General features: G+C 40.7%; 31 protein-coding genes. 11 read left to right on the forward strand and 20 right to left on the reverse strand.

Annotated features, from left to right (window positions below; all coding sequences use genetic code 11):
- Positions 1 to 62: 62 nt before the first annotated feature.
- The 8 genes from ACH0BF_RS09405 to hemE form a co-directional block, all read right to left on the reverse strand.
- Entirely contained in the window at positions 63 to 2,360 is a 2,298-nt protein-coding gene (locus ACH0BF_RS09405) for a YhgE/Pip family protein (RefSeq protein ID WP_340855989.1), read from the reverse strand.
- Positions 2,361 to 2,433: 73 nt separating this feature from the next.
- A complete protein-coding gene (locus tag ACH0BF_RS09410) occupies positions 2,434 to 3,006 on the reverse strand; it encodes a TetR/AcrR family transcriptional regulator (protein WP_120036460.1) in 573 nt (190 codons plus the stop codon).
- 197 nt (positions 3,007 to 3,203) lie between these two features.
- Complete coding sequence (locus ACH0BF_RS09415; RefSeq protein ID WP_340855991.1) at positions 3,204 to 3,371, reverse strand: hypothetical protein; 168 nt, start codon at positions 3,369 to 3,371, stop codon at positions 3,204 to 3,206.
- Between the two features lie 61 nt (positions 3,372 to 3,432).
- Positions 3,433 to 3,828 (reverse strand): hypothetical protein, encoded by a 396-nt coding sequence (locus ACH0BF_RS09420; RefSeq protein WP_120036459.1) that lies wholly within the window; start codon positions 3,826 to 3,828, stop codon positions 3,433 to 3,435.
- Positions 3,821 to 4,033: a hypothetical protein gene (locus ACH0BF_RS09425; protein ID WP_120036458.1), complete on the reverse strand. Its 213-nt coding sequence runs from the start codon at positions 4,031 to 4,033 to the stop codon at positions 3,821 to 3,823. The genes ACH0BF_RS09420 and ACH0BF_RS09425 overlap by 8 nt, the downstream gene beginning before the upstream one ends.
- Before the next feature lie 176 nt (positions 4,034 to 4,209).
- On the reverse strand, positions 4,210 to 5,613 hold the full coding sequence (gene hemY, locus ACH0BF_RS09430) for a protoporphyrinogen oxidase (protein WP_340855994.1): 1,404 nt from the start codon (positions 5,611 to 5,613) through the stop codon (positions 4,210 to 4,212).
- Positions 5,614 to 5,650: 37 nt separating this feature from the next.
- The gene (gene hemH, locus ACH0BF_RS09435; RefSeq protein WP_340855997.1) at positions 5,651 to 6,577 is read right to left on the reverse strand and encodes a ferrochelatase; all 927 of its coding nucleotides are present in this window, start codon (positions 6,575 to 6,577) and stop codon (positions 5,651 to 5,653) included.
- A gap of 19 nt (positions 6,578 to 6,596) precedes the next feature.
- Complete coding sequence (gene hemE, locus ACH0BF_RS09440) at positions 6,597 to 7,637, reverse strand: uroporphyrinogen decarboxylase (protein ID WP_340855999.1); 1,041 nt, start codon at positions 7,635 to 7,637, stop codon at positions 6,597 to 6,599.
- A 298-nt stretch (positions 7,638 to 7,935) separates the two neighbouring features.
- Between hemE and ACH0BF_RS09445 the strand changes: the two genes are divergently transcribed.
- Positions 7,936 to 8,448, forward strand: coding sequence for an antibiotic biosynthesis monooxygenase family protein (locus ACH0BF_RS09445; RefSeq protein ID WP_120036454.1), 513 nt, complete (start codon positions 7,936 to 7,938; stop codon positions 8,446 to 8,448).
- 80 nt (positions 8,449 to 8,528) lie between these two features.
- On the opposite strand, the gene ACH0BF_RS09450 is transcribed toward ACH0BF_RS09445, so the two are convergent.
- The gene (locus ACH0BF_RS09450; RefSeq protein ID WP_340856001.1) at positions 8,529 to 9,749 is read right to left on the reverse strand and encodes an ABC transporter permease; all 1,221 of its coding nucleotides are present in this window, start codon (positions 9,747 to 9,749) and stop codon (positions 8,529 to 8,531) included.
- Entirely contained in the window at positions 9,746 to 10,483 is a 738-nt protein-coding gene (locus tag ACH0BF_RS09455) for an ABC transporter ATP-binding protein (protein WP_120036452.1), read from the reverse strand. The genes ACH0BF_RS09450 and ACH0BF_RS09455 overlap by 4 nt, the downstream gene beginning before the upstream one ends.
- Before the next feature lie 152 nt (positions 10,484 to 10,635).
- Between ACH0BF_RS09455 and ACH0BF_RS09460 the strand changes: the two genes are divergently transcribed.
- Together ACH0BF_RS09460 and ACH0BF_RS09465 are read left to right on the forward strand one after the other, a co-directional pair.
- Entirely contained in the window at positions 10,636 to 11,067 is a 432-nt protein-coding gene (locus ACH0BF_RS09460) for an HIT family protein (protein ID WP_340856005.1), read from the forward strand.
- Positions 11,068 to 11,218: 151 nt separating this feature from the next.
- Entirely contained in the window at positions 11,219 to 11,737 is a 519-nt protein-coding gene (locus ACH0BF_RS09465; protein ID WP_340856007.1) for a tryptophan transporter, read from the forward strand.
- A gap of 55 nt (positions 11,738 to 11,792) precedes the next feature.
- Here ACH0BF_RS09465 and yhzF read toward each other — a convergent pair whose 3' ends face one another.
- Positions 11,793 to 11,981, reverse strand: coding sequence for a membrane protein YhzF (gene yhzF / locus ACH0BF_RS09470; RefSeq protein WP_120036449.1), 189 nt, complete (start codon positions 11,979 to 11,981; stop codon positions 11,793 to 11,795).
- Positions 11,982 to 12,159: 178 nt separating this feature from the next.
- Here yhzF and ACH0BF_RS09475 point away from each other — a divergent pair, with 178 nt between their 5' ends.
- The 5 genes from ACH0BF_RS09475 to ACH0BF_RS09495 all read left to right on the forward strand — a co-directional run bounded on the left by ACH0BF_RS09475 (position 12,160) and on the right by ACH0BF_RS09495 (position 15,389).
- The gene (locus ACH0BF_RS09475) at positions 12,160 to 12,519 is read left to right on the forward strand and encodes a YtxH domain-containing protein (RefSeq protein ID WP_120036448.1); all 360 of its coding nucleotides are present in this window, start codon (positions 12,160 to 12,162) and stop codon (positions 12,517 to 12,519) included.
- Between the two features lie 151 nt (positions 12,520 to 12,670).
- Positions 12,671 to 13,240: an HTH-type transcriptional regulator Hpr gene (locus ACH0BF_RS09480; RefSeq protein WP_120036447.1), complete on the forward strand. Its 570-nt coding sequence runs from the start codon at positions 12,671 to 12,673 to the stop codon at positions 13,238 to 13,240.
- A gap of 173 nt (positions 13,241 to 13,413) precedes the next feature.
- Positions 13,414 to 13,950, forward strand: coding sequence for a DUF3267 domain-containing protein (locus ACH0BF_RS09485; RefSeq protein ID WP_340856016.1), 537 nt, complete (start codon positions 13,414 to 13,416; stop codon positions 13,948 to 13,950).
- 138 nt (positions 13,951 to 14,088) lie between these two features.
- A complete protein-coding gene (locus ACH0BF_RS09490; protein WP_340856465.1) occupies positions 14,089 to 14,274 on the forward strand; it encodes a hypothetical protein in 186 nt (61 codons plus the stop codon).
- A 224-nt stretch (positions 14,275 to 14,498) separates the two neighbouring features.
- Positions 14,499 to 15,389 carry a peptidylprolyl isomerase gene (locus ACH0BF_RS09495; RefSeq protein WP_340856018.1) on the forward strand — a complete coding sequence of 297 codons (891 nt, stop codon included), beginning with the start codon at positions 14,499 to 14,501 and terminating at the stop codon, positions 15,387 to 15,389.
- A gap of 57 nt (positions 15,390 to 15,446) precedes the next feature.
- Here ACH0BF_RS09495 and ACH0BF_RS09500 read toward each other — a convergent pair whose 3' ends face one another.
- The 4 genes from ACH0BF_RS09500 to ACH0BF_RS09515 all read right to left on the reverse strand — a co-directional run bounded on the left by ACH0BF_RS09500 (position 15,447) and on the right by ACH0BF_RS09515 (position 18,856).
- Positions 15,447 to 15,620, reverse strand: a complete 174-nt coding sequence (locus tag ACH0BF_RS09500; RefSeq protein WP_120036444.1) for a sporulation YhaL family protein — start codon at positions 15,618 to 15,620, stop codon at positions 15,447 to 15,449.
- 76 nt (positions 15,621 to 15,696) lie between these two features.
- On the reverse strand, positions 15,697 to 16,638 hold the full coding sequence (gene yhaM, locus ACH0BF_RS09505; protein ID WP_120036443.1) for a 3'-5' exoribonuclease YhaM: 942 nt from the start codon (positions 16,636 to 16,638) through the stop codon (positions 15,697 to 15,699).
- Between the two features lie 84 nt (positions 16,639 to 16,722).
- Positions 16,723 to 17,967 carry an ABC transporter permease gene (locus ACH0BF_RS09510; RefSeq protein ID WP_406909317.1) on the reverse strand — a complete coding sequence of 415 codons (1,245 nt, stop codon included), beginning with the start codon at positions 17,965 to 17,967 and terminating at the stop codon, positions 16,723 to 16,725.
- Positions 17,960 to 18,856: an ABC transporter ATP-binding protein gene (locus ACH0BF_RS09515; RefSeq protein ID WP_340856025.1), complete on the reverse strand. Its 897-nt coding sequence runs from the start codon at positions 18,854 to 18,856 to the stop codon at positions 17,960 to 17,962. The genes ACH0BF_RS09510 and ACH0BF_RS09515 overlap by 8 nt, the downstream gene beginning before the upstream one ends.
- Before the next feature lie 133 nt (positions 18,857 to 18,989).
- Between ACH0BF_RS09515 and ACH0BF_RS09520 the strand changes: the two genes are divergently transcribed.
- Positions 18,990 to 19,172: a YhzD family protein gene (locus ACH0BF_RS09520; protein WP_120036440.1), complete on the forward strand. Its 183-nt coding sequence runs from the start codon at positions 18,990 to 18,992 to the stop codon at positions 19,170 to 19,172.
- A gap of 356 nt (positions 19,173 to 19,528) precedes the next feature.
- Here ACH0BF_RS09520 and ACH0BF_RS09525 read toward each other — a convergent pair whose 3' ends face one another.
- From ACH0BF_RS09525 to ACH0BF_RS09540, 4 genes are all read right to left on the reverse strand, one after another.
- Positions 19,529 to 21,019 carry a coproporphyrinogen III oxidase gene (locus ACH0BF_RS09525; RefSeq protein ID WP_406909330.1) on the reverse strand — a complete coding sequence of 497 codons (1,491 nt, stop codon included), beginning with the start codon at positions 21,017 to 21,019 and terminating at the stop codon, positions 19,529 to 19,531.
- Between the two features lie 112 nt (positions 21,020 to 21,131).
- The gene (locus tag ACH0BF_RS09530; protein WP_182917095.1) at positions 21,132 to 21,995 is read right to left on the reverse strand and encodes an HAD hydrolase family protein; all 864 of its coding nucleotides are present in this window, start codon (positions 21,993 to 21,995) and stop codon (positions 21,132 to 21,134) included.
- Between the two features lie 161 nt (positions 21,996 to 22,156).
- The gene (locus ACH0BF_RS09535; RefSeq protein WP_120036438.1) at positions 22,157 to 22,516 is read right to left on the reverse strand and encodes a YlbF/YmcA family competence regulator; all 360 of its coding nucleotides are present in this window, start codon (positions 22,514 to 22,516) and stop codon (positions 22,157 to 22,159) included.
- 66 nt (positions 22,517 to 22,582) lie between these two features.
- Positions 22,583 to 23,734, reverse strand: coding sequence for a DUF445 domain-containing protein (locus ACH0BF_RS09540; protein WP_406909318.1), 1,152 nt, complete (start codon positions 23,732 to 23,734; stop codon positions 22,583 to 22,585).
- Between the two features lie 111 nt (positions 23,735 to 23,845).
- On the opposite strand from ACH0BF_RS09540, the gene ACH0BF_RS09545 reads away from it, so the two are divergent.
- Entirely contained in the window at positions 23,846 to 24,058 is a 213-nt protein-coding gene (locus ACH0BF_RS09545) for a YheE family protein (RefSeq protein ID WP_120036436.1), read from the forward strand.
- Positions 24,059 to 24,121: 63 nt separating this feature from the next.
- Positions 24,122 to 24,316 carry a hypothetical protein gene (locus ACH0BF_RS09550; protein WP_340856482.1) on the forward strand — a complete coding sequence of 65 codons (195 nt, stop codon included), beginning with the start codon at positions 24,122 to 24,124 and terminating at the stop codon, positions 24,314 to 24,316.
- 79 nt (positions 24,317 to 24,395) lie between these two features.
- Here the strand turns inward: ACH0BF_RS09550 and ACH0BF_RS09555 are convergent, their stop codons facing one another.
- Positions 24,396 to 24,656 (reverse strand): metal-sensitive transcriptional regulator, encoded by a 261-nt coding sequence (locus ACH0BF_RS09555; protein ID WP_120036434.1) that lies wholly within the window; start codon positions 24,654 to 24,656, stop codon positions 24,396 to 24,398.
- Positions 24,657 to 24,747: the final 91 nt, after the last annotated feature.

Below are 24,747 nucleotides of genomic sequence, written 5' to 3' on the forward strand. Positions count from 1 at the left end.
AATTTCATTTGATATAAAAAAGCACCCGCTTCGCCTTGAGCGGGTGCTTCTTTTTTATCCTGTTATTCTTCCACTATCTGCGTATTATATTGCTTTTTGAACAACCGCTTAAAGAAAAGACATGTAATGAGTAGACAAACGGCTGCAATTGAAAGGAGGACTCCTTCGTTTGCCCACATAAAATGGAAGTCACCGCTTGAAATCACTGTCTTAAACGCGCGAACAGAGTAAGCCATTGGCAAAATAGAGTTAAATGGCTGTAATGCTGTCGGAATTAATTCCAGAGGGAACGTACCAGCACTTGCTGTTAATTGTAAAATCAAAATTAAAACAGCTATGAAACGTCCTGGATTTCCCCACATGGTTGTTAGCATTTGGATAATAGCCATAAAGGTTAGACTAGTAATAATTGTAGTTAAAATAAACAAAGGAACACTCTGTACCTCCATTTTTAATCCTAACAATAGGACTGCTGAAACAAGAAGTGACTGTGCAAGCCCAGCGGTGAACATGATTCCCGTCTTACCAATGAACCAGCGAAAACCGCTTGAAGGCTGCTCCGCCGGTTCTCTAAGCGGGAAGACAATGGTTAACATCAATGCTCCAACAAACAGACCGAGAGACAAAAAGTAAGGAGCAATACCAGTTCCGTAGTTTGGTACGTGATGTTTCACTTCTTTATCTACTTTAACCGGCTCTGCCATCATATCATACGTTTCTTTTTTTGCTTTTACTTCATTTGCTTTGTCTGCTGCTTCCCCAAGCTTTTCATGCAGCTCTTCTGTTCCTTCTTTCAGCTTAGTCGAACCGCTTTCCAGTTCTGTTGAACCTTTTGCAAGCTTGCCGGCTCCTTCTGATAGTTTCTCAGAACCGCTGTTCAACTCTCCCAAGCCGCTGTTTAATGTTTCAGCTCCAGTTGCCAATTGGGCCGATCCATTTTTGGCTTCTGAAAGCTTTTCACCTACTTTGTTCATTCCTTCACTCAGGTTCTTTTCTCCATTTTGCAATTTTCCTGTTCCAGAAGCTAATTGGTTAGATCCTTCTGCTAATCCATGAACGCCTGCTTGCAGCTGTTGCTGACCGTTCTGTACTTTGCCAAGTCCTTCGTTTAATGACTTCATGTTAGGTGCAAGCTGTCCACTAACCGCTTTATTGATCTCTTTAGATCCAGCAGCAAGCTGCTTGCTGCCTTTTTGCAACTTGCCTACATTGCTTCTGATTTGCTCAGCCATTTGCGATTGCTGCTGTTCAACTTTCTGTTTAATCATGGCAATCTCCATCGGAGAAAACCTTTGTTGCAGCAATGGCATATATTGTTGTAATTGTTGATTAATCGTCTCGTTCATTCCAGCAATCAATTGTTCTTCGAATTGTCCAAGCCCGGTATTTAGCTGTTCAGCTCCAGTTGCCAATTCCTTTGTTCCCTTTGCCAATTCAGGCAGTTTATTTTGGAATTGCTGTACGCCCTCTTTCATTTCTGTTGTGCCCGAATTTAATTCCGACATTTTTCCATCTGCTGTATGAAGACCAGTTTGTAAATTAGCAAGGCCTGCTGCCAATTCGTTCGTGCCCTTCTGCAATTCTTGACTGCCTGCTGTAAGTTTATTTTGGCCTTCTTCAAGCTGAGCTAAACCAGAGTTTAACTTTGAAGCGCCGTTAGCAAGGTCTTTTGAACCGTTCCCTGCTTTTGAAAGCCCCTCTGAGAACTGGACAGAGCGATCAGCAAGAGTAGCTAGATTTTCTTTTAATTGGGCTGCTCCTTCAGATAGCTTGCCTGCGCCCTCATCAACTTCTCCAGCCCCCTTGTTGGCAGTTGCAAAACCTTCACCCATTGATTTGATTTTATCAAACATTGTTTCTGCATATGTTTCAGTAACACTTTTTTGGACGGACGCCTGAATTTCCTTCATTGCTGTATTTCCCATTTGGGAAGAAACAAAGTTGTAGCTTTCATTCGGCACATACTTTAATTCTAGTTTTTTTGGAGTATCATCAAGCAGCGTCGTAGCATTTTGTGAAAAGTCTTTAGGAACTTCAATTAACATGTAATATTCTTGGTTATCCATCCCTTTTTTTGCTTCTTTTTCGCTCACAGTATGAAAGTCAAAATCATCGCTTTTCTCAAGTTCTCTCGTTAATTCCTTGCCAATCGCCAACTTTTCTCCATCGTAATCAGCACCGGTATCTTTGTTGACAATAGCAACCGGCAGTTTATCTAGCTGAGAGTAAGGATCCCAAAAAGCCCACAAGAGCATACCGGCATATAAGAGCGGGATAAGTAAAATAGCGATCATAGAAATGAACAACATTCGATTTCCAGCAATATTTTTTAATTCTGCTATAAACATAGATCGTTTCATAATTGCCTCCGCATTTAAAAATATGACCATTTTAGTCATTTGGTCAAAAAAGTGTAAAAGAGAAGGATTTTCCTCAGGTGGATAATCCTTCAAATAAATAAAGCTCAAACAATCGAGAAATTTCCTCTTCACTCAAAGGCTCTTTTCTTTGCTCCCAATCAAAGATTAGGGAAATATAAAGCTTAAGCATAACAAAGGCCGTTAATTCAGGATTGCATCGTTTAATTTTACCGGTTTCGATCGCCAACTGAATCTTTTCCCCAATGAATGAAAGGATGGCTTCCTCCATCATTGCCATGACCTCAAGGACGGCTGGTGTTCCCATTTCTTTTCCTTCTTGAAATAGCTTGATGGTCAGCTGGTGCTTCTTTCTAAATTGTAAAATTTCAAAAAGAGCTCTGTGCACATTTTCATGGAATGTCTGGGAAGGATCAATTGCTTTTTCAGCCACCTCTCTCATTTCAGTAATGAGCGTCTGGATAATTTCATCAAACAATTCTTCTTTATTTTTAAAAAACGTATAAATCGTTCCCTTTCCGACATTTGCCAATTTAGCTACTTGATCCATTGTTGTCGCTTTATAACCAAATAATGAAAAGGATTTAGTAGCCGCGTCAATAATATGCTTTTTACGGTCAACAGCCATCCCTCTGCCCCCTTTTTTGACCAAATGAACAATTTAGTCATTCGATATAAGTATCATACTCTAAACAGTTGAAGATAGCAAGATCTTTAAATATGGATAATAAAAAATTCTGCACGTTACCGTACAGAATGTAAGAATAGAGGTCATTGGTTGAAATAACTGCTCCATAACCTATAAGGATTCGGCAATAGTAAATGCTATTGCTTTTTATTTTTTCGTTCTTCAAAACGTTTGTTTCTTTCTCCTCCATCCGCTAGCTCCTCTGAAAATTCTACAGGCTGTTGTTTATTTTTCCTGAATGCCTTCTTTATTTCAGAAGAATCCATGTTATTGTTCGGAGCCGCTTGTTCATTCCATTCTCCCATCGTATGTCCCTCCTTTAGATGATGAAAAAGCCTTTAGCATGGCTTCTGCTATTAGCTGTTCTTATTCCGGTGACCGATATTCCGCTTGATAAGAATTGTTTCCAGCATGAACAGAAAGCAGCGTGTCAGCATAGCCGACAAGACGATTAACGATTTCATCAGAAAGTGCATAAACAAGCGGATAAAGCTTCGACTCTCCTATCTTCAAATCCATAAAAATAATCGTCGTATGAATGAATATCTCGCGATTCCCATAAAGATTGTAATGGATAATCACTTTTCCTGCTGCGCTGCCCTCTTGCTCTGCTCTAAATCCGGGAAGAAAAAAATACCATTCTTCTGCTGTAGCTGATCGAAAGTTTTTTGTAAACTTCAGTCCCGCCAACTCTTTATCAATACGTTCTCTTAAAGAACGGTCTATCGCTTCTACCACTTTGTTATTCGCCTTTTCATTCATACTTATTGTTAGATGAATCCTGTTCTTGCTCTTCATTAGCTTTGAAAAAGGAATGATGATTCTCCAGAGCACCTTCTTCTGATTCCCTTGGAACAGGTTCAAGTCCATATCCGGTTGAACTAATTTCTAACACTTCGTCATTCGCCTCTCTCTTTACATATAGGCTTGCCATGTCACGGCGGATACCTAAATTGTCTTTTTCCATACAGGAACCTCCCTTGCTGTGTGTTACTCCTATTGTTCCCTATGTCAGCAAGTCATACAGAAAAGTTAGTTGAGCGATAATAAAAAAAGACTGTCTCCAGAAGCAGCCAAGCGGGCTTGCCTGCTGTTTTAAAAACAGCAGGCAAGCCTCCCCCCATGTCTCTGGAACAGTCCTTGTTAGTCTTTATTTTGTATAAATGAAGCTGCTTTTTGCGCAGCCTCTTCTCCTTGCTTGATGCAGTCAGGAATGCCAATCCCTCTGAAAGAGCTGCCAGCAATAAAAAAGCCCGGCAGTTGTTCGCGTATTCGTTCTTCAATCGCCTCTATCCGTTCATTATGGCCAATGGTATATTGCGGAATAGCATTTTTCCAACGGCTGACAACCGTAAACTCCGGCTCTGTCGATAAAGCGATAACCTTCTTTAAATCTGCCATTACAATTTGTTCAATTTCAGCATCTGACAAATCAACAATTGCTTCATCGCCCGCTCGGCCTACATAACAGCACAGCAATGCCTTTCCCGGAGGTGCTGCATGCGGCCACTTTTTGTGTATCCAGGTACACGCTGTAATAGTCACATCACTGTTTCGCGAGACGACAAATCCAGATCCGGTGATAGACTGCGAGATGGCCGCTTCCGGAAAAGCCATCGTTATCGTTGCAACAGACATGGCCGGCATCTCTTTTAATACATCGAAAAAACGATGTTGTGGCATCATGGCAGGGAGGGTAAAATGCGGGCTAGTAACAATCACTCCATCAGCCAATACTCGTTCACCGTCATTTAATGCAAGAAAAAACTTACCGTCTTCCTGTCTTTCGATCTGCCTGACACGCAAGCCTTTAAGAACTGAACCGCCCTCGAGTCTCCCTTCGATTGCTTCTGCCAGCTCCTCTAACCCATCTTTTAAAGTTAAAAGGCCGTCTGATTCATTGGTCAGCGCAGAGGCGATCTCCTTTAATCCAAGTATTAAGCTGCGATGTTTTTCCCCGGTTTCATTTAGCTGCGGCAGCGTGGCCCTCAGGCTAAGTTTATCAATATCCCCGGCATAAATTCCTGCTAAAAGCGGTTCAATGAGATTCTCTACTATTTCATCACCAAGACGGTGCCGAAAAAAGCCACCAAGCGAGGTATCATTCTTTAAGTGATTGTTAGGCAGAAAAAAATCTGCGCTGGCTCTAATTTTTCCTGTAATAGAAAAAAGGTTGGTTGTAATAAAAGGAAGTATCTTAGTCGGCACTCCAATCACGGAACCAGAAGGTATGGGATGAAGCTTATCATTTACTAACACATATCGCTGGCCCGCTCCACTATGCACCAACTGATCGCCAAGTCCGACGTCCTTTACCAGCCGTACCACACTTTCTTTTCTTGCCAGGAAAGAATCAGGCCCTTTTTCAATAACAAAGCCGTTCTTTTTAATTGTTCGAATTTTTCCGCCCAGGCGAGGCGTTGCTTCAATTAACGTGACAGCTAATGGAAGCTGGCTGGTTTTTGCTGCTTTTTGCAAATAATAGGCTGCTGCTAGTCCCGTTATTCCGCCGCCTACAACAACAACCCTCTTTTTTTCACCCAGCACAGTTTCATCGCCCTCTTTTTATTATTTTGTGTTTTCTTTATAAATGCTTTAAAACCACTTCACCAAGAGCCTCAATGAATTCCGGACGGGCATTTGGCATAGGCGGACGATAATACGCTGCGCCGATTTCATCAGTAATTACCTTGCATTCATAGTCATTGTCGTATAGAACTTCTAAATGGTCTGCCACAAACCCTGCTGGCACATAAAGAAACGCCTTATAGCCTTGTTGCTCGAATAAATCGCGTGTCAAGTCCTGTACATCCGGTCCAATCCACGGCTCTGGAGTATTTCCCGCACTTTGCCAGCCAACCTCTACATTAGCCACACCTGACGCTTTCGCAATCAGTTCTGCTGTCTCTTGTAATTGTTTCGGATACGGGTCGCCCATGGAGATAATTTTCTCTGGCAAACTGTGAGCAGAAACAATCATTACGAAGTTCTTACGCTCTTCTGCTGACATGCTGGCAACCGTCTCTTTTACTTTTCCTGCCCAATAATCAATAAATTTCGGCTCCTGATACCAGCTTTCAATAGATGTGATTGCCGGTCCGCCAATTTTTTCCGCTTCTTCTTTCGCTCGGCTGTTATAGGATTTCACACTGAAGGTGGAAAAATGAGGAGCAAGCACTAGAGATACGGCTTCTGTTATCCCATCCATTTTCATCTGCTGCACAGCGTCCTCAATAAACGGCTCAATATGTTTCAGGCCAATATAAAGAGTGAATTCAATATCATCCTGTACGGCATTCAAATGCTGTGCAAGCTTTTCCCCCTGCTCTCTTGTAATCGAAGCAAGCGGTGAAATCCCGCCGATTGCTTCGTAACGAGAGCGTAAATCCTCAAGCATTTCCGGCGTTGGCTTTCTCCCTCGGCGGATGTGCGTGTAATAACGTTCAATATCTTCTTCTTTGTAGGGCGTTCCGTATGCCATGACTAATAAGCCCATTTTTTTCTTTGTCATGTCTCTCACCTCTGTTGCATTATTTTCGTTTTTGTGCGCTATATTCATGTACAAAGCTTGTTAGACGTTTTAGTGTGTCCGGATTCACCTCAGGGAAAACACCATGTCCTAAATTGAAAATATGACCTGGCTCCGCGAGTCCCTCATCCAAAATAGCGCGAGCTCTCTCTTCGATGACTTCCCAAGGAGCCAACAAAATAGCCGGGTCAAGATTTCCTTGCACAGTTTTTGTCACTCCCATAGCTCTCGCTTCTTTAATAGGCAGGCGCCAATCAAGACCAACAACATCAAGCGGCAAATCATGCCACTCTTTCGCCAAATGGCTTGCGCCTACTCCAAACATAATTAACGGAACATTTTCTTCGCGGAGTTCATTGAAAATGCGTTCCATGACCGGCTTAATAAATAAACGATAATCAGAAACGTTTAAAGCCCCTACCCATGAATCAAAAATTTGAATCGCCCGAGCACCGGCTTTCACTTGCGCGCGTACATAAGTCACTGTCATTTCTGCCAGCTTGTCCATCAGTGCTTGCCATGCTTTTGGTTCCGCATACATAAAGGCTTTTGTTTTATTGTAATTTTTTGAAGGTCCCCCTTCGATCATATAGCTAGCAAGCGTAAAAGGGGCCCCTGCAAAGCCGATAAGAGGAACATCAAGCTGCTCCTTTGTCAGCAATCGAATCGTATCCAATACATATGGAACATCACTTTCCGGATCGATTTGGCCAAGTTTTTCGACGTCAGCTAAAGAGCGAATCGGGTTATCAATGACCGGCCCTATTCCCGATTTAATATCGACATCCACTCCTATAGCAGGAAGCGGTGACATAATATCCTTATAAAGAATAGCTGCATCGACATTATATTGATCTACCGGAAGTTTGGTGACGTAAGCGCACAGTTCAGGTTGGTGGGTAATTTCGAAGAGGGAATATTTCTCTTTTAATTTACGGTATTCCGGCTGGGAACGACCCGCTTGGCGCATATACCAAACTGGTGTATACTCTGTCTTCTCCCCTTTTGCCGCTTTTAAAAATGTTTCATTAATTTGTCTCATAGCTGCTGCACATCCACCTTTCATTTCCTAAAAGTCGATCTATCACTTTATATACAATCCGTAAACGGAAGTAAGCGAAGAATCCTGTCTATTTATACGTTTACACTATAGTTGTTTTAGGCAAAAAAGTATAGCACAGACCCTCAAATGTCATAAATTCTCCAAAGAAACCAGCCAAACGCCTGCCATAAAGAACCGACTGCCTTCTTTTTTGCCCATACAATAGTTTAGAGAAGAGTAACTAAGTGTAAAGTAATATAATAAAGAATAATTAACTATTGTTGAATGAGGTGGAAGCATGTATATTTTCATAACAACCGGCACATATAACTTCATGAAGAAGTTACAGGAAAAGCACGCATCTGAAAAAATCCTTTTAATGGAGAATGCAGAAGGTGCTACCCTTCTTCATGAGACAAATAATAAAACAGTATTCCAATCCCCTCGTAAATATGAAGTAATCGACACGTCGGGAGAATTAGCCGATCACGGCTTCGTTGTATGTAATAATATCCCTGTTACTGACGAAGGACGCCCTATTTTCGAATATCGCTTTAAAGGCAGGGCGCGGGCGATTGAGAATACGCCAGGATTTATAGCTATTCGTGTGCTTCGGCCGCTCGATTCTGATACTTACGTTATTTTAACACAGTGGCAAGATCGGGAGTCATTCACAAACTGGAAAGACTCTAAAGAATTCAAACAAGCCCATGAGATGAAAAAACCAGAAGCAGGCGTAAATGAACAGCCGCATATTTTCTCAAGCCCTTCTTATATAACTACGTATATTGTCCCTAATGGAAATGATTAATTTCATTTTTTCTAAAATAGAATGGCAGCAAAAAAACAGCCTGACACCCGTGTTTTTCGGTGTCAGGCTGTTTAGGCTGATTATCGAAACATTTTACGCAGCCGTGCTGGCGCGTACATCTTTGCAAAAAACAAAGCAAATACTATTCCAGCTACAACGACAATGCCCCCTTGACTCACGGAATGGCCTGCCCATGCCGCTAAGCCGAAAATAATCGCCTGCAATAAGAGCAGCCGGCCGATTAACTCTAACAATGAAGCACTTTTTCTTTCAGGAGAGACCGGATACAGGGATACCCATATCTTTGTTTCATGGCGGCGGATCATTGGCAAGAGCTGAAAACCTGTTAAATAGATAAACAGCAAAGCAATAATGAGCTGCAATACAGCCTGTCCACTAAAGCAAATAATAAGTGCTGCAATGACCGTAAGACGAACGTACAGTCCAAAAAACTCGTTCATTCGGACAAATGTACGTCGGAATAGATACGTGTACGTGTTTGCTGGATCAAATGGTATGTAGCCGAGCAACTTGTCCAGCCATTTCCGGCGCTTGACCGTTCCCCGCAAATGAGGAACATCGGTAAATAAATTAGCCATCCGGTAAAAAGCAGCCATCCGCTTCTCTTCTAGTTCCACGAGTGTTTCCCATTTCAATGCCATACGCCTTGATATTTTCCGGAAATAGAGATAATAAGCAGCCATAACAACAGCCACTGCTAAGGCAAACAGGACAGCTGCCTTTGAAAATACAAAGTAAAGCAGCAATATGTTCAAAGCTAAACGGACTCCCCAATCAATCTGTCTGCTCTCTTTTTCTTGGATTTTAAGCACATGCCAGCGAACAACTAAATTCCAGACCTTTATGATAGCAAGGAGGAGAAGCCAAAAGAAGAAAACCTTCATAGAACCGCCTCTTACCTGCGTATACAGTGGCATAAACAAAGCAAGCGCTGCAATCAATAAGTAACTCTGGGACAGAAAGCTCGTCCAGATAGCCTTATGAAAGTAAGGAACCATTCTCTCTTCAAGCGGTAGTAAAAAGACCGTATCCGCTCTCATTAGAAATGTATATACCGGGCTCCATGAAAGCAGTGCGCCTAAAAAAACAGCCATGATGAACGGCGCCGGAAATGTTTCATCCAATGTCTTTACCCAACCGCTGTAATAATATAAGGCGGCACCGAGACCAAATACAAGGACAAATAATAAATGATCATTCAGCATGTAGCGCAGGTACTTGCGCAACTCTGAATAATAAGCGGCTATTCTTGATTTCCATAACTCTTCTACTTGCCTCATTGCTCTTCTTCCTTCGTCAGCTGAATATAAATGTCATCTAGAGAAGCACCCGGCATTTGAAATTGCTCACGAAGCTCTGTAATTGTTCCCTGTGCTCGGATTTCTCCGTTGTGTAAAATAATGAAGGAATCACAATATTTCTCCGCTGTCGCCAGTATATGGGTTGACATTAAAATGCCCGCACCACTATTGCGCATTCGCTTCATCCACTCAAGCAGCGATTGAATGCCCAATGGATCCAGACCAACAAACGGCTCATCAATAATATAAAGAGAAGGCTCTGTTAAAAAAGCACTCATAATCATTACTTTCTGCTTCATGCCTTTTGAGAAATGAGCGGGAAACCAGTTCATTTTTGAATCAAGTCGGAATTCTTTTAGTAGTGGACCGATGCGCCGCTTGTATTCCTCCTCTGTGAGACCGTATGCCATTGCAGTTAATTTCATATGCTCTTCAAGCGTCAGCTCTTCATATAAAATCGGTGTTTCTGGAATGTAGGAAAATTGACGCCGGTATTTCTCTGGGCTGTCCTGCAAAGAAAGTCCGTTAATGGAAATCTTCCCTTTTTTCGGTTCCATGAGGCCGATAATATGTTTAATCGTCGTACTCTTTCCCGCTCCATTCAGACCGATCAGCCCGACGATGCTCTCCTGATTAATTGAAAAGGAAATATCGTTCAGTACCGGCTTGCGGGTGTAGCCGCCAACTAGTCCTTCTACCGTTAATAAAGACATAAAAAAACGTCCTTTCTCGTAAAGTCATACGCTTATTTTAACAAAATATTAGCAGAATCTCATTGTTAAGTGCCCCTTCTATACTTGTCTATTTAATAAATATATCTTTTATGATAAAATTTTGGCAATTATACATAGGAAGGATGAAGAAAATGAGCGATTGTATTTTTTGTAAAATCATCAACGGAGAAATTCCCTCTGCCAAGGTGTTTGAAGATGAAGAAGTGTACGCTTTTCTAGATATCAGTCAGGTAACAAAAGGCCATACATTGCTCATCCCAAAAAATCATAAGAAGAACATATTTGAGTTTTCTCCGGAAGAAGCAAGCCGCCTCTTTCAACGTGTGCCTATTGTTGCAGAAGCGCTTAAAGCCGCTTACAACCTTGAAGGGTTAAATATTTTAAACAATAATGGCGAGACAGCAGGCCAAACGGTTTTCCATTATCACATTCATCTTATTCCTCGCTTTGGGCGTGAAGATGGATTCCATCCTATCTTTAAGGTAAACGACCTGAATCATACGGGCGAGGAGCTTCAGGAAATTGCTAAAGAAATCTCGGCCCATATTCAAACTACCGCTTAAAGAGGAGAAAAAAAGCTGATTGGTTGACAGAATATTCAGCTTCCTTAGCACTTTTCGATGTGCTATACTTATACTATCTTTTCGCTGACAACAACTAGCGTATGTCAGGAGAAGCTGTTTTGAGATGAGATGAGAAGAGGAGAGATGAGAAATGAATACAAAATCTTTAGTTACCCTGTCACTGTTAATAGGCATGGGGGCTGTTTTACACACCGTGATGCCCGGACTATTCCTTGGAATGAAACCCGATATGATGCTGACAATGATGTTTTTAGGAATTTTATTGTTTCCAAATGTGAAAAGTGTGCTGTTGGCCGGCCTTGTAACCGGAGTGATTTCCGGCTTAACCACTTCTTTTCCAGCCGGATTGATTCCTAATATGATTGATAAACCAGTTACTGCCCTTGTCTTTTATGGTTTGTTCATTCTATTTGCCAAGTACAGCAAGAATACTTTCGGAGCGGTTGTTTTAACAGCTATCGGCACGATTGTTTCCGGAGTCGTTTTCTTGGGTTCTGCACTCGCTATTGTCGGCCTTCCAGGTCCATTTGCTGCTTTATTCCTTACAATTGTATTGCCTGCCTCGGCTGTAAATGCTGTGGTCATGCTAGTTATCTATCCAATTGTACAATCTGTGCTAAAGCGCTCAAACCTGGTCGAACAGGTGTAAACAGTCCAAAAAGACTCCTTTTAAAACAAAGGAGTCTTTTTGTGATATACGTCCATCACCAGTACAGCATAAGCACTGCAATGACTAAAATAAAGCCCCCTGCAATTCCAAGAGTGCGAGCTCTTTGAATTAACATAGGTCTTGACATGGAAATGCCTGGCCTCCATATAGAACGGATATGATGGATCATGCTAATCAGAAGGATAAAACTCAGCGCAAATAATCCAAAGATGATCCCTTCCATCTGTGACACTCCTTTAACGAGAATCAACCGTTTGTTTTTCGTTGCTTAAGGGAAATATAGCAAAGCGGGGTCCTTTTACATACTATGCACCTTCCAGTTGGCAATGTACCTGTCCCCATCAAATTAAAGAAACTTTATCTATTCAAGGAGAACTATAATCTAACAAGAGGTGAAAAAAGTGAATAAAAAATCATTGTTAATAGGCATGATTGCCGGCACGGCCGCCGGAGCAGCTGCTACTTTGCTCAACACTCCTATGTCAGGCCAACAAGCCAGAGAAAGGTTAAAAACAGCACAGGCAAGCTTAAAAAGCAATGCCAGCGTCATTAAAACAGATATTGGGCAAGTCAAACAAGCTGTGATGCATTTAAAAGACGTCAGCAAGGACAATATTGGCGAAGTAGCAAACGGTTTGAAGGTGAGCGCAGGAATCTGGAAAGAAAGTACAGAACCAAATATTGAAAAGTTACAGAAAGATATTGCTGAGGTACAAAAAACTGTAGAAGACTTGCAAAAAACGCTGCCCGCCAGAAAGTAAATGGAGAGCCAACAAAGGCTCTCCATTTTTTTCGAAAATTTAGTTAATTTATATCTTTATTATTTTTTACTTTATTGGCATAATAATATTAATAATCTCTATAACTGGCTATCAATTAGGAGTGAAAGAATTCGGAAAAGAAGGTGCAAAAATGACAAATCATCAATACTCAATGAAAGAAGCGCTTATTTTCAGCCAACGAATGGCTCAATTAAGCAAAGCATTATGGAAAGCAATAGAAAAAGACTGGCAGCGCTGGATTAAGCCCTATGACTTAAATATTAACGAGCATCATATTCTCTGGATCGCCTATCATTTAAAAGGAGCATCTATTTCTGATATTGCTAAATTCGGAGTTATGCATGTCTCCACCGCTTTTAATTTTTCAAAAAAATTAGAAGAGAGAGGTTATTTAAGATTCTCTAAAAAGGAAACTGATAAGCGGAATACGTACGTGGAAATCACTGAAGAAGGAGAAAGGCTTTTGCTTGATCTGATGGAAGACTTTGATCCCAATGCCAATTCTGTCTTTGCAGGCAGCGCGCCGCTGCGTGAATTATTCGGTAAGTTTCCCGATATGATGGAAGTAATGTCCATTGTAAAAAATATTTACGGCGAAGACTTCGTTGATATATTTGAAAAGTCCATGAATAATATCGGTGAAGATCTCGATGAAGAAGATGGTAAATTGCGAAAAAAAAAGCTTGAACAAAAAGTTTAAGAGCTTCTCCTTTTGACGGAAAGCTCTCACTTTCTTTTCTTTAACCACCCTCCCGTTTGCTTTGCCTCAAAACTTTACTTAATTTTAATAAAAAACGGCTTGATTTTTCTTCGAGCACATCGTAAAGTGATTAGGCAATAGCAGTTTTAACGTCAAACGGAGGGATGATTCCGATGAAATGCTGGCGTACATTTGATTTTGAAAAGAGATACGGATCCAATAAAATCCTCATATTTTCTCTTTTGCTGACCATGCTGGTTTTTTCCTTCAGCTTTGCTCTCATGCAATCGCTCTTTTCGAAAACACTGTATTCAGGTTATTTTCATTTTTTTCTTATAGCTTTGTTAGCCATTTATCCGCTTCATAAACTTATTCATCTTCTGCCGATTTTGCACTATTGGCGGCAAATGAAATGCCAATGCAAAATCACTTGTTTTTGTATGCCAATTATTTCGATTAACATAAAGCAGCCTGTTCCTAAAAAAACATTTATGGTGAGCCTTTTGCTCCCCTTCTTTACAGTTAATCCAGCTCTGCTCGTTTGTGGAGTAATGTTTCCTCATTATATTCACTATTTTACTATGCTTGCTGCTTTCCACACAGGCATGTGTGCAATTGATTTGCTTTATTTAAAAGCGATGGCTGCTTCGCCAAAATATGCAGTCATTGAAGAACACGACAGAGGGTATGAAATCCTTATCCCTCAATAAGATGCTGGCTCATTTAGTCATTATCCCTTACATGTAAAGCAGAGAATCTCTTCTCTGCTTTCAACTATTTTTCTATCTTTTTAATATAATTTTTGTTATGTTTATTACATATGAACATAAAGGGAGGGGGATAAAGTGATCTCCGTTATTACCGTATTTATTATTTTTTCAGCATTGATTCTATATAATATCAATCGTATGACTAATATTCTTTGCGTTCAAAAAGAGATCCCCGAAGAACGCCACCCTAAAATTTTTCGCACGATCAATATTTACATTACCATTTTATTGATTTCCTCTTATGTGGAAATTTTGTTTGCATAAAAGAGCCGCTCTATGAAGCTGGCTCTTTTTATGTAAGCCGAAAAGAATGCAACTTAGTGAATAAAACAGCTTTTATTTCTATGGCAAACGAGATTCTTTTACTTTTCTGAATTGAATTTTTTGGCTGCTTCTTAAAAATATGATATAGTATGTCCTGTATAAAAATTTGAAAAAGCCGTTGCTGCATTGAAGGCCGGCTGATTAATCAGGGAGTTGTTTAAGAAATGAAAAAATGGATCCTGTCTGCTTCTTTACTCGCAGGGGCTGTCGGCCTAGCTGGATGCGGCGCCGGAGGAAATGATGTTGTTGCTACTTCGAAAGCAGGCGATGTTACACAACAAGAATTATACGATGCTATGAAGGAAAAGTACTCTCCTCAAATGGAGCAAGCGCTTCAGGAGGCTATGTATAAAAAGGTGCTTTCCGAGAAATATGAGGTGTCGGATAAAGAGCTGGATAAAGAACTAAAAAAAGCGAAGGAACAGCTTGGCTCACAATACGAAGCATTCCTGGCTCAATATAACCTTGATGAAAAAGGTTTCAAAGAGTTCTTAAAGCTTGAACTTTTAAGAGAAAAAGCAGCGCTCGCTGATATTAAAGTAACAGATAAACAAGTAAAAGAATACTACGATAAATGGGAAGCGCCAGTTAAAGTACGGCACATTCTAGTAGAAGATGAAAAGAAAGCGAAAGAAGTAAAAGACAAGCTGGCCAAAGGCGGGAAGTTTGAGGATTTGGCTAAGGAATACTCCACTGATACACAATCTGCCCAGAATGGCGGAGAACTTGGTTGGGTGGATAACGAGGGACGTGCACAATTTGTTCCAGAGTTTTCAAAAGCACTCAGTACCTTGAAGAAAGGACAAATCAGTGAGCCAATCAAATCAGACTATGGTTACCATATTATTGAAATCACAGATGTAAAAGAGAAAAAACCATTTAAGGAAATGAAAGCTGAATTAACAAAGGAATTAAAACGCTCTAAAGCAGATTCAGCAACTATGCAGAAAAAGCTTGATAAAGAGATGAAAGCGGCCGATGTGGAAGTAAAAGATAAAGATTTAAAAGGCGCTTTTGAAGGTTTATCCGATTCTGACAAAAAATCAGAAAAATAAAGATGATTAAAGCGTCTGTCCTGTAAATACTTATTATTTACAGGACAGACGCTTTTTTTAATTTTTAGCTTTTAGTTCCCGCTCTTTCTCCATTCTTTGTATATAAACTTGTCCTTCTTGTTCAATAAATTCCTGATCTACTTTTTTGTCTGCCCTTGATGTCTTAATCGTCATAAATGCGCTGAACAAAATCCCTGCTACTACTGCATAAATCCATAATGGAATAATCATCCTGATCCCCTTTCTTGTCCGCATTTGTAACCAGTGTATTCATGCAAAGAAAAAAACATGCCCAAATTTGGACATGTTAAGAAGAAAAATGCGGCTTATAAAAGGCCCGGTTATCAAGAGCAAATACGCGCTCGGAAAATTCTCCCGGCTTTGTGCGCTCCAATGCACGGTCTAGCATATTCATTTTCGCATCAAGATTATCAATATAGTGAAGAATTTCGGCCTCTTTAACCATTGGCGGCTTCGGGCTTCCCCACTCTGCTTTGCCGTGATGAGAAAGTACAACATGTTTTAGAACAGTAACCTCTTCCCCTTCGATCCCGAGTTCTTCCGCCGCTTTGCCAATTTCATTTACCATGATCGTAATATGGCCGAGCAAGTTCCCCTCTATGGTGTAAACAGTCGAAACCGGACCTGATAGCTCAATTACTTTTCCCAGATCATGCAAAATAACACCAGCGTACAACAAGTCGCGGTTCAGAGAAGGATACAGGTCAGCAATAGATTTTGCCAGCTTAAGCATGCACACGACATGATAAGCTAGACCCGAAACAAATTCATGATGATTCTTCGTTGCTGCTGGGTACTCCAAAAATTCTGTATGGTATTTATTTAATAAAAAACGGGTAATACGCTGGATATGAGGATTTTCCATCTCAAAAATAAACTGAGTGATCATATCTGCCATATCCTTTTGGCTGAGCGGAGCTGTTTCAATAAATTCACTAACCTGCTTTCCATCCTGCGGGTTGGCTGGTCGAATTTGTCGAATTTTCAACTGCATTCGACCACGGTAATTTTGAATTTCTCCCTTTACTTTGACAATCGTTTGGGGCTGATATTGTTTTTCTGTCTCTTCCTTCGCATCCCAGAGCTTCGCTTCAATATCACCGCTTTTATCCTGCAAGATAAGCGTTAAATAGGGATTTCCATTTACCGCTATACTCTTCGTTACTGATTTAATTAATAAATAACTCTCTACGCTTTGCCCTGCTTCATAATGGGTAATCCCTTGCAAATTGCTTCCCCTCCTTAATATTCGTGAGCTAATTATAACATAACAGCTTTTGGAATAATTGCTCTGTGCGGGATCTGGAATAAATCAGTTATCTCTTGAAAGCTCTATTGCTTTTTTCATATCCTTTAACGAGTTGGACTTTCCATACATTAAAACGCCGCCTTTGTAAATACGGGCACCGATGACACCAAAAACAAGAATAGCCGCGATTAAAATACCGAAGCCGAGTGCTACTTCCCATACAGGAATACTAAGCAAGCTAATGCGGACAAACAAAATCATCGGTGTAAAAAACGGCACATAAGAAGTAACTGTAATTAATGGAGACTCCGGATTGCTGAGACCGTACATGGAAATAAAGAAGCCGACCATTATAAGCAGAGTTAGCGGTGTCATCATCTGCTGAACGTCTTCAAGTCGACTAACGAGCGATCCAAGCAATGCAGCTATGGTCGCATACAAAAAGTAACCAAGAATAAATAAAAGAACCGCATACATAATCATAGAAACAGAAATAGATTTTAGTCCGAGTGAGCCGATAAGTGATCCTTCAGGCTGATTAGATATTGTTATATAAGCAACAGCAAACCAAATAACTAATTGAGTAAGGCCGAGAAGACCGATGCCTAGTATTTTGGCAAACATCTGCTTGACCGGCGATACACTCGAAATCAAAATTTCCATTACTCTGGAAGACTTTTCAATCGCTACTTCAGAAGCGATCATGTTGGCATACATAATAACAGAGAAATAAATGAAAAATAAGAGAGCATATACCAGAATCTGTGCCTGAATTAACTCTTCTTCTGATTTGGCGCCTTTTGCTAGAGCAATCGTATCAAACGAAGCCGGTGCATTCCATAATTGTATCTGCTCACTTGTTAATTGCAACCTACCCGCTACTTCCATTGTTTTTAGAGATTGCAACGCTTGCCTAATGCCAGAAGTAATTTGACTATTAGCTATATTTTCTGCTTTGTATGTAGCTGCTGGCAGCCCATCTCCTGTCCTCTCTAACAATAGATACCCCTTATATGTTCCTTCTCCAACTTCCTTCTTTAATTGATTCTCTGTTTGGTCTGTTTGTATAACGGTTAAATGATCTGCTACGGCTGCAAGCTGTTCCTTAAACGGCTCATACATCGTTCCTGTTTTATCAATAACCGCAATTTTCGTTTCCTTATTATCATCATCAAAATAGGAGAAAATCTGCTCCATGTTAGCTGCAGCAATAATGACCACCGCCACAAGCAGCGTCGTCACGATAAATGCCTTTGTCTTAAATTTATTTATGTAAGACTGTGAAAGTATCATCCAGAAATTATTCATAGGAAGCCCCCGCCTTTTCAATAAAAATGTCGTTAAGTGATGGCTCTTCCAGCTCAAACTTGGTGACAAACCCTTTTCCTTGCAAAGCGGAGAAGATGTGCTGAGACGTCTCTTCTTTTGCGATTTGCAGCAGCATGCCTTCCGCTGTTCTTTTTGCCCGCAGGACTCCGGGTATATCCTTTAAAAATTCAAGATCAAAATCTGCTTGAACAGCTACATTTTTTTTGCTGAATGAACGCTTAATTTCACGAAGCCTGCCATGAACAACCGGGCGTCCGCGATGCATCATACATAAATTCTCACAAAGCTCTTCCACATGTTCCATTCGATGGCTTGAGAATACGATTGTCGTTCCGTTTTCTTTTAAATCCACCACGGCCTCCTTCAATAATTCAACATTGACGGGATCGAGACCGCTGAACGGTTCATCAAGAATAAGCAGCTGCGGCTTATGAACAACAGAGGAAATAAACTGGATTTTCTGCTGGTTCCCTTTTGATAGCTCCTCCACTTTCTTTCCTGCATAATCCGGGACATGAAAGCGTTCCAACCAACGGTCCGCCTCAGCTGCAGCTTCTTTTTTATCCATTCCGCGAAGACGGGCCAAGTAGATAATTTGATCTTTCACTTTCATCTTTGGATAAAGCCCTCTTTCTTCAGGTAAATAGCCTATAAGAGGACTCGCTTTATAATTAATTGGTTGTCCATTCCACTGAATCATTCCTTTGTTCGCCTGTAAGATCCCTAAAATCATGCGAAAAGTGGTTGTTTTTCCCGCTCCATTGGCACCCAGAAAGCCAAATAGCTCTCTCTCTGGAATTTGCAAAGACAAATCGTCGACTGCGGTGAAGTCATTAAACTTTTTGGTTACGTTTTCTAGAATAAGCATATTTTATCACTCCCCTTTTAACCATACGCGCAAATCCCTAAAAAGTTCCATAAAATTATTTTGTTATAAAATATTTTGAAAAGTTCTAAATTTGTGTACAATAAATAGGAAGCAACTATAGGGAGGGGAAAAGATGGTTTATAAATTAACGGTCTTTGAAAAAAATGGGGAAAAGTTACTCGACCAATCGTTTGAGGCCCAGAACGATGAAGAAGCAAAAGAACGAGGGCAACAGCTGCTTCAGCAGCATGCGTATGAAGACTATACCCACCGCTGCACCTCACCGTTTGGCAAGCTCGTTTTATTTCATGTGTAAAAATCAATAAGCTGCTCAGACACAGCTGAAGCAGCTTATCTTCCTTTTACGCTCTCCTCCTGTCCCCAAAGCTTGCTCTTCTCTCTTTTATCTAGCACAATGAAAGACCTCCACCCTTCCAAATGGTATAACCACAGGACCTTTTTCGTTTCGTCTCAGCCATAAAATATAAATAAACGAATGAAGCGTACTACTGCCGTAAGAGAAGCTTTCGGATGACACACCCTATTATCCAAGTGAGTTAAACAAAAGGAAAAGACTTTATACCATTTGTTATTGCTAAATGGTATAAAGTCTTTTTATTTAAAAGTTAGCGGTTCTTTTAAATACACCTGAGTCGTATAACATCTGAACAATTATGAAAATAATTTATCCAATTTATTAATTTTCTTTTCCGTGTACTCTGCAAAACGTTCATTATAGGTTTTAGGATCTTTGGGATTTGCAAAGTGTTCAATCTTCCCTGTCTCCCGGTCAATAAACTTGCTCGCTGCTCCGCATCCGATACCAATAATGGTTTGTACTTCTTCCATGATCATAATATTATAAATGCTTTCCTGCCCCGGCTTTGAATAGCCAACATTCTCCAAATTCCCAAGAATATTTTTTTGACGGTACAAGTAGTAAGGAACATAGTCATGTTCCTCCGTCCATTCCTCTGCCATATTCATCATTTTTTCTACTTCTGTGCGATCTGCCACTTTGTACTTATCTTTATTAAGCGTCATTTCAGAAGCACGTTTAAATGAAAGGGTATGAACGGTTAAAGATTCTGGCATCAGCTTTTCTGTTTCAGCAAGAGAATGTGCGAACTCAGCGGTGCCTTCTCCAGGAAGACCGATGATTAAGTCCATGTTTATATTGTTCATCCCGTGCTCTCTTGCCAGATGGTACTTATCAATCGTTTCTTCGACAGTATGGTGACGGCCAATGGCTTTTAATGTTTCTTGAGTGTAGGATTGCGGGTTAATACTAATGCGATCAATGTTCCATTTTTTCAATACGTCCAATTTTTCCGGAGTAATCGTGTCTGGACGCCCCGCCTCTACTGTGATTTCCCGGATGTTATGCACGTCCGGAAACACATCATACATCAATTCATATAACTCATCCATTTCCTCTGCCGTAATAGCTGTTGGTGTCCCCCCGCCATAATAAACAGTGGTAATTTTAACGCCTTTCTCTCGCAGCCATCGACCAATCTGCTCCATTTCATAATGAAGCCCGCTCAGAAAAGAGGATACTCTCCCCTGCTTTCCTTGAATGGCATAGGCCGGAAACGTACAATAGGCACATTTTGTCGGGCAAAATGGAATGCCAATATAAATGCTGACTTCGTCTTTTACCTTATATAAGTCTGGAACCATCGTAAGCTGACGGTCGAGGATTCTCTCCATTAATTGAACTTTCTCTTCAGTAATCATATATTCTTCTTGAAGCTTTCGGCGCGATTCTTCTGCCGGTACGCCAGCCTGGTGTTGCTTATGAAGCAGCTTTGTCGGTCTCATCCCTGTTAAAATGCCCCATTTTTGTGTGATTTTCGTATAGTCCTGAAGCACATGGAGAAACACATGAGAGACGATATTCTTTACTTGCTTAAAATGCTCCTTCTCATCATCAGCTGTTACAGCCTTCCCGTAGCTTGCTCGGTATTCTTGCTTGCCTGCTAGCAAAACTGCTGAGGAAACAATTTGTTCCTTCTCGTAGGTCAAATCAATTTTAACAACGAGTTCCTGATCAGGGTGCTCATTCATACAAATTTCTGTTTCCTCAAAAAATAAGTTAGCGATCAATTGAAGTGGACGTACAAAGCGTTCATCTTCCAATCCTTTTATATAAATTAACACGATCATTCACCTTTCTCTTTTTCCTTCCCTTAGCATACTGAATCCATTATCCTGTGGTCAAGACAGAGTTTACTAAAACAAATCATGAAAAAAAGCGGCATGGTTTCGCCGCTTAATCGAATTTATTCACTTCTTCCTCTGCGCTTCTTCTTTGATGTCTAAGCAATTCTTTAATCACATAAGCAATCCCGTCATCTTCTTTTGTCCTTGTGATCCAGTCAGCTGCTTGCTTAACATTTTCCGGTGCGTCACCCATAACGATTCCGATGCCTGCTTCTCTTACGACCTCTTCATCATCTTCATCCACACCGATAACAGCGATTTCCGAGCGGCGAATCATCATTCTTTCTGCCAAATATAAAATGCTGTTCCATTTCGTCACTCCGAAAGCAGTGATTTCGATTTGATCTGTTCCTTTCTTAAGAAAAGATACTTCGTTGAACATATTTTTCAATGCCTGCCATACCTCGTCTCTTTCTCCAAATTTAAAGAAAGTGACCTGAATGGACAAAGGTGAAATCGGCTCCTCAAATAAATGGTCAGATAAGGAATTAACGAAGTATTGGGAGTAAAGAAACTTTTGAGTGCGCTGCCACATGCTGCGCTTGACTAACGTCGCTGGCATTCTCCCTTTATTGCTGACAGAAAATTTTTCAGTCGACAATGTGATCCGGCAGTCAAATGACTCTAGAAATTGAACCATTTCATGCGTGGATTCTTCATTTACCCGCTGAATATAAACAGGCTTATCAAGCTCAGAAGCTATATAAGCCCCGTTATGAGCAATCAAACAGCTTTCCGGGATTAAAGACTTTGCCGTTTTCTTTACAAACGGCAATTCGCGGTTGGAGTAAAAACAAACCGATACTTTTTTCTTGCGGGCATAATGAATTGCATCCTTTGTGGACCTTGTTATCCGCCCTTTATTTTGGCCGGCAAATGCATCTATATTAATTGCTAATAAACGGTAAGCCATTTCCATTCCCCCCTCACGTTGTCCTTTTTAAAAATTATGAAGAGGAAACAGGCTTTAGAACAAGGCTTTAAAAACTCCTCTTTATTGCCTCCTAAAGAGCAAGAAACAGAAAAAAAGTGCCAGTCATCTTCTCTAGGGAAGATGACTGGCACTTAAAAGCTTTAAAAATTATTTTCGACCGTACCATACATTTCTTCAAGCGGCTTCATGATGATTTTATTGATATCAGCAATAGCCACGCTCATTCTTTGCTCAGCCTCCATCAATTTCGAGATGAGCCCATGCTGCTGAACGAGTGCCATAGTCTTCTGAGCCTGCTGTACCTCTTCTTCAGTAATATCTTGGCCCGTCATTTGCTTCTCTTGTAATCTCATCTGCACATTACGAAAATTTTCGAAGATTCCTCTTGCTTCTTCATTTGCATTTACCTCTTCGTATAATTTTCTCAGTGCAGTGTATTCTGGACTTTCACGCAGTGACTTCTCCATTTCATATGCGAGATCATATAAATTTACAGCCATTTTTTCCTCCTTGATGATCGACATAACTTCACTCTAACAAACTATGCAAAAGTTCGCGAGACTTTCCTAAAACAAACCAACAACAAGTCCTTGAATTAGACCGATGGCCCCTCCAAGCACGCCTCCTAGGAGAGTAATCATCTTTAACTCACTGCGGGCAATATCCAATACGAGCTGTTCAAGGCGTTGAAGAGAAAAAGTCTCCACTTGCTCACGAACAATATCACCGATCCGTAGTTTTTGCATAATGACCGGTATGCGTGTTGCAACAATTGATCCTGCCTTTTCCACGAGGGAAGGAATAACTTCGCTTATGATCTTCTCTTCAAAAGGCTGTAAAAAAGCTGCAACTGGCTTTTGAAATAAAGAAGGCACATCTAACTGGCGTAAAATAAAGCTCTTTCCTTTCGCCAGGGCTTTTTCATCAGGAAATTGTTGAAAGACGTCCTCCCATTTCCAGTCAAGCAATTTCTCCCACTCTTTTGACAACAGGGTGTTCAGTAAGTCTTTCGTTCCTGGGCTGCTTAAAAATTTCACTATTTCTGGCTGGATCTTGTCCTCAAGCGACGTGTTACCTAAGATCATTTGCAGCATGCTGCCAAATTTTCCCCATTCAGCCAGAAAGTCATCCGTCATTCTTTTAACTCGCCATTTTCCTTCAAAGCCAGAAAAATAATCAATGCCTTTCGTTAAAATATAACGGGAGATATCAGGGATTTTTTCTTCTGCAGTGTCGAGCCATTCTGCTGGCAATGATTCTCTAACCGTTTGGTGAAGATAGAAATTCTTAATACCGTTATATTTATCGTCTATCCAGCTCTCAATCCAGCGCTCGGTTCTTTGTTCAGCCTCCTTAAAATGAAGCTTCTCCAAAATTTCCGCCACTGTCTGGTCAGCAGCAAGCAATGGCTTGACCTCTTTCTGCAGCATAGCAGTTACATCTCGACGAAAGTCTGGTTCATTTAACTTGCGCTCGATACTCTCTGGTGTAAGCAGATGCTCTTCTACGGTCTTGCCAATTTGGCGGGCAAGCTCCCCTCTTCGTTTAGGGATTAATCCCGGTGTAAATGGTAATTTCCACTTGCCGATATATTTAGCTTCATAAGGGCGAAAAAGCATTCGGATAGCAATAGCATTCGTGATTGCTCCAATCGCGGCTCCGATCACAACCATAAAAACAATTAATGTAAATAAATTCATGCGCTGTTCACCTGCCATTCATTCATCACCAGCTAAGCCGGCTCTTTCATTATAATGGCAATTCGCAAAAATTAGCAAATATTGTCGTCCTTGTTCAGCTGCAGTATGATGAAGAAAGGGGTGAAAAACATGTTGCTGCATTTTCAATATAAACCGCTTTATAAAGAAAAAAAACTGCCCGGCTGGAACTTTTCTTTTTATCACAAAAAACAGCGTCTGCTAGGAAATTATCTTCCAGATGGGACGATTGAATGGCTTTCAACGGTCCCTGAAGAAACTGAGCGCAAACAACTAGAACAACAAATACATGATCTAATGCTTTATCATGTATACGACAATTAACTTAAATTGCCGGAATACCCCCTTTCTTTTGCGTACATATTATGATAAAGGAGGGGGTAAGCAGTGGATCCAAAACACAAAGGCCTTTCTTTTTTGCCTGATATGCAGCCTGAAGGAAAAGATCAAACAGATGTAGATATTGACAGAATGATTAATGAGGGGCTATCTGGAGGCTCCGTCCATATGAGAGATGATGCGATCACTGCCAATATTGAGGAAGCCGCACCTTTTCCGGAAGAAACACCTCCAACTGAATAAAAATCATTAAAAAAGCTGTCCTGCGCGTGCCGGACACCTGCAGTCATTCTGTTTAGGAGTCTGGCACGTTCGGACAGCTTTATCTGCTTTTTACGATCATATTAACAGCTTCTTGAATCGCTTCTTCTGCATTTTGCCCATTCTCGTTTGCTTCTCTAATACAGCTTTCTAAGTTTTTGGCAACAACCAATCCGATGGAACGATCTACAGCTGAGCGGATAGCCGACAGTTGAGTAACCACTTCTTTGCAATGCTTATCTTCTTCCATCATTTTGATCACGCCTCTTATTTGTCCTTCAATTCGGCTGAGACGATTTTTTATATCGCGGTTGTATTCCATGATCCCTGCACCTCATTTTCTCCTATCTAATACCATTTAATTTCACATGAAATATGTATCATCAGTATAGCATACTGATTCAGAAAACACC

Origin of the sequence: Pseudobacillus sp. 179-B 2D1 NHS, assembly GCF_045370945.1 — a bacterium.
Lineage (GTDB): Bacteria > Bacillota > Bacilli > Bacillales > Domibacillaceae > Pseudobacillus.

Coding starts and splice junctions, on each gene's coding strand:
- ACH0BF_RS09405 (WP_340855989.1), bottom strand. CDS start 2,360: ATGAAACGATCTATGTTTATAGCAGAATTAAAAAATATTGCTGGAAAT.
- ACH0BF_RS09410 (WP_120036460.1), bottom strand. CDS start 3,006: ATGGCTGTTGACCGTAAAAAGCATATTATTGACGCGGCTACTAAATCC.
- ACH0BF_RS09415 (WP_340855991.1), bottom strand. CDS start 3,371: ATGGGAGAATGGAATGAACAAGCGGCTCCGAACAATAACATGGATTCT.
- ACH0BF_RS09420 (WP_120036459.1), bottom strand. CDS start 3,828: ATGAATGAAAAGGCGAATAACAAAGTGGTAGAAGCGATAGACCGTTCT.
- ACH0BF_RS09425 (WP_120036458.1), bottom strand. CDS start 4,033: ATGGAAAAAGACAATTTAGGTATCCGCCGTGACATGGCAAGCCTATAT.
- hemH (WP_340855997.1), bottom strand. CDS start 6,577: ATGACAAAGAAAAAAATGGGCTTATTAGTCATGGCATACGGAACGCCC.
- hemE (WP_340855999.1), bottom strand. CDS start 7,637: ATGAGACAAATTAATGAAACATTTTTAAAAGCGGCAAAAGGGGAGAAG.
- ACH0BF_RS09445 (WP_120036454.1), top strand. CDS start 7,936: ATGTATATTTTCATAACAACCGGCACATATAACTTCATGAAGAAGTTA.
- ACH0BF_RS09450 (WP_340856001.1), bottom strand. CDS start 9,749: ATGAGGCAAGTAGAAGAGTTATGGAAATCAAGAATAGCCGCTTATTAT.
- ACH0BF_RS09455 (WP_120036452.1), bottom strand. CDS start 10,483: ATGTCTTTATTAACGGTAGAAGGACTAGTTGGCGGCTACACCCGCAAG.
- ACH0BF_RS09460 (WP_340856005.1), top strand. CDS start 10,636: ATGAGCGATTGTATTTTTTGTAAAATCATCAACGGAGAAATTCCCTCT.
- ACH0BF_RS09465 (WP_340856007.1), top strand. CDS start 11,219: ATGAATACAAAATCTTTAGTTACCCTGTCACTGTTAATAGGCATGGGG.
- yhzF (WP_120036449.1), bottom strand. CDS start 11,981: ATGGAAGGGATCATCTTTGGATTATTTGCGCTGAGTTTTATCCTTCTG.
- ACH0BF_RS09480 (WP_120036447.1), top strand. CDS start 12,671: ATGACAAATCATCAATACTCAATGAAAGAAGCGCTTATTTTCAGCCAA.
- ACH0BF_RS09485 (WP_340856016.1), top strand. CDS start 13,414: ATGAAATGCTGGCGTACATTTGATTTTGAAAAGAGATACGGATCCAAT.
- ACH0BF_RS09495 (WP_340856018.1), top strand. CDS start 14,499: ATGAAAAAATGGATCCTGTCTGCTTCTTTACTCGCAGGGGCTGTCGGC.
- ACH0BF_RS09500 (WP_120036444.1), bottom strand. CDS start 15,620: ATGATTATTCCATTATGGATTTATGCAGTAGTAGCAGGGATTTTGTTC.
- ACH0BF_RS09510 (WP_406909317.1), bottom strand. CDS start 17,967: ATGAATAATTTCTGGATGATACTTTCACAGTCTTACATAAATAAATTT.
- ACH0BF_RS09515 (WP_340856025.1), bottom strand. CDS start 18,856: ATGCTTATTCTAGAAAACGTAACCAAAAAGTTTAATGACTTCACCGCA.
- ACH0BF_RS09520 (WP_120036440.1), top strand. CDS start 18,990: ATGGTTTATAAATTAACGGTCTTTGAAAAAAATGGGGAAAAGTTACTC.
- ACH0BF_RS09530 (WP_182917095.1), bottom strand. CDS start 21,995: ATGGCTTACCGTTTATTAGCAATTAATATAGATGCATTTGCCGGCCAA.
- ACH0BF_RS09535 (WP_120036438.1), bottom strand. CDS start 22,516: ATGGCTGTAAATTTATATGATCTCGCATATGAAATGGAGAAGTCACTG.
- ACH0BF_RS09540 (WP_406909318.1), bottom strand. CDS start 23,734: ATGGCAGGTGAACAGCGCATGAATTTATTTACATTAATTGTTTTTATG.
- ACH0BF_RS09545 (WP_120036436.1), top strand. CDS start 23,846: ATGTTGCTGCATTTTCAATATAAACCGCTTTATAAAGAAAAAAAACTG.
- ACH0BF_RS09555 (WP_120036434.1), bottom strand. CDS start 24,656: ATGGAATACAACCGCGATATAAAAAATCGTCTCAGCCGAATTGAAGGA.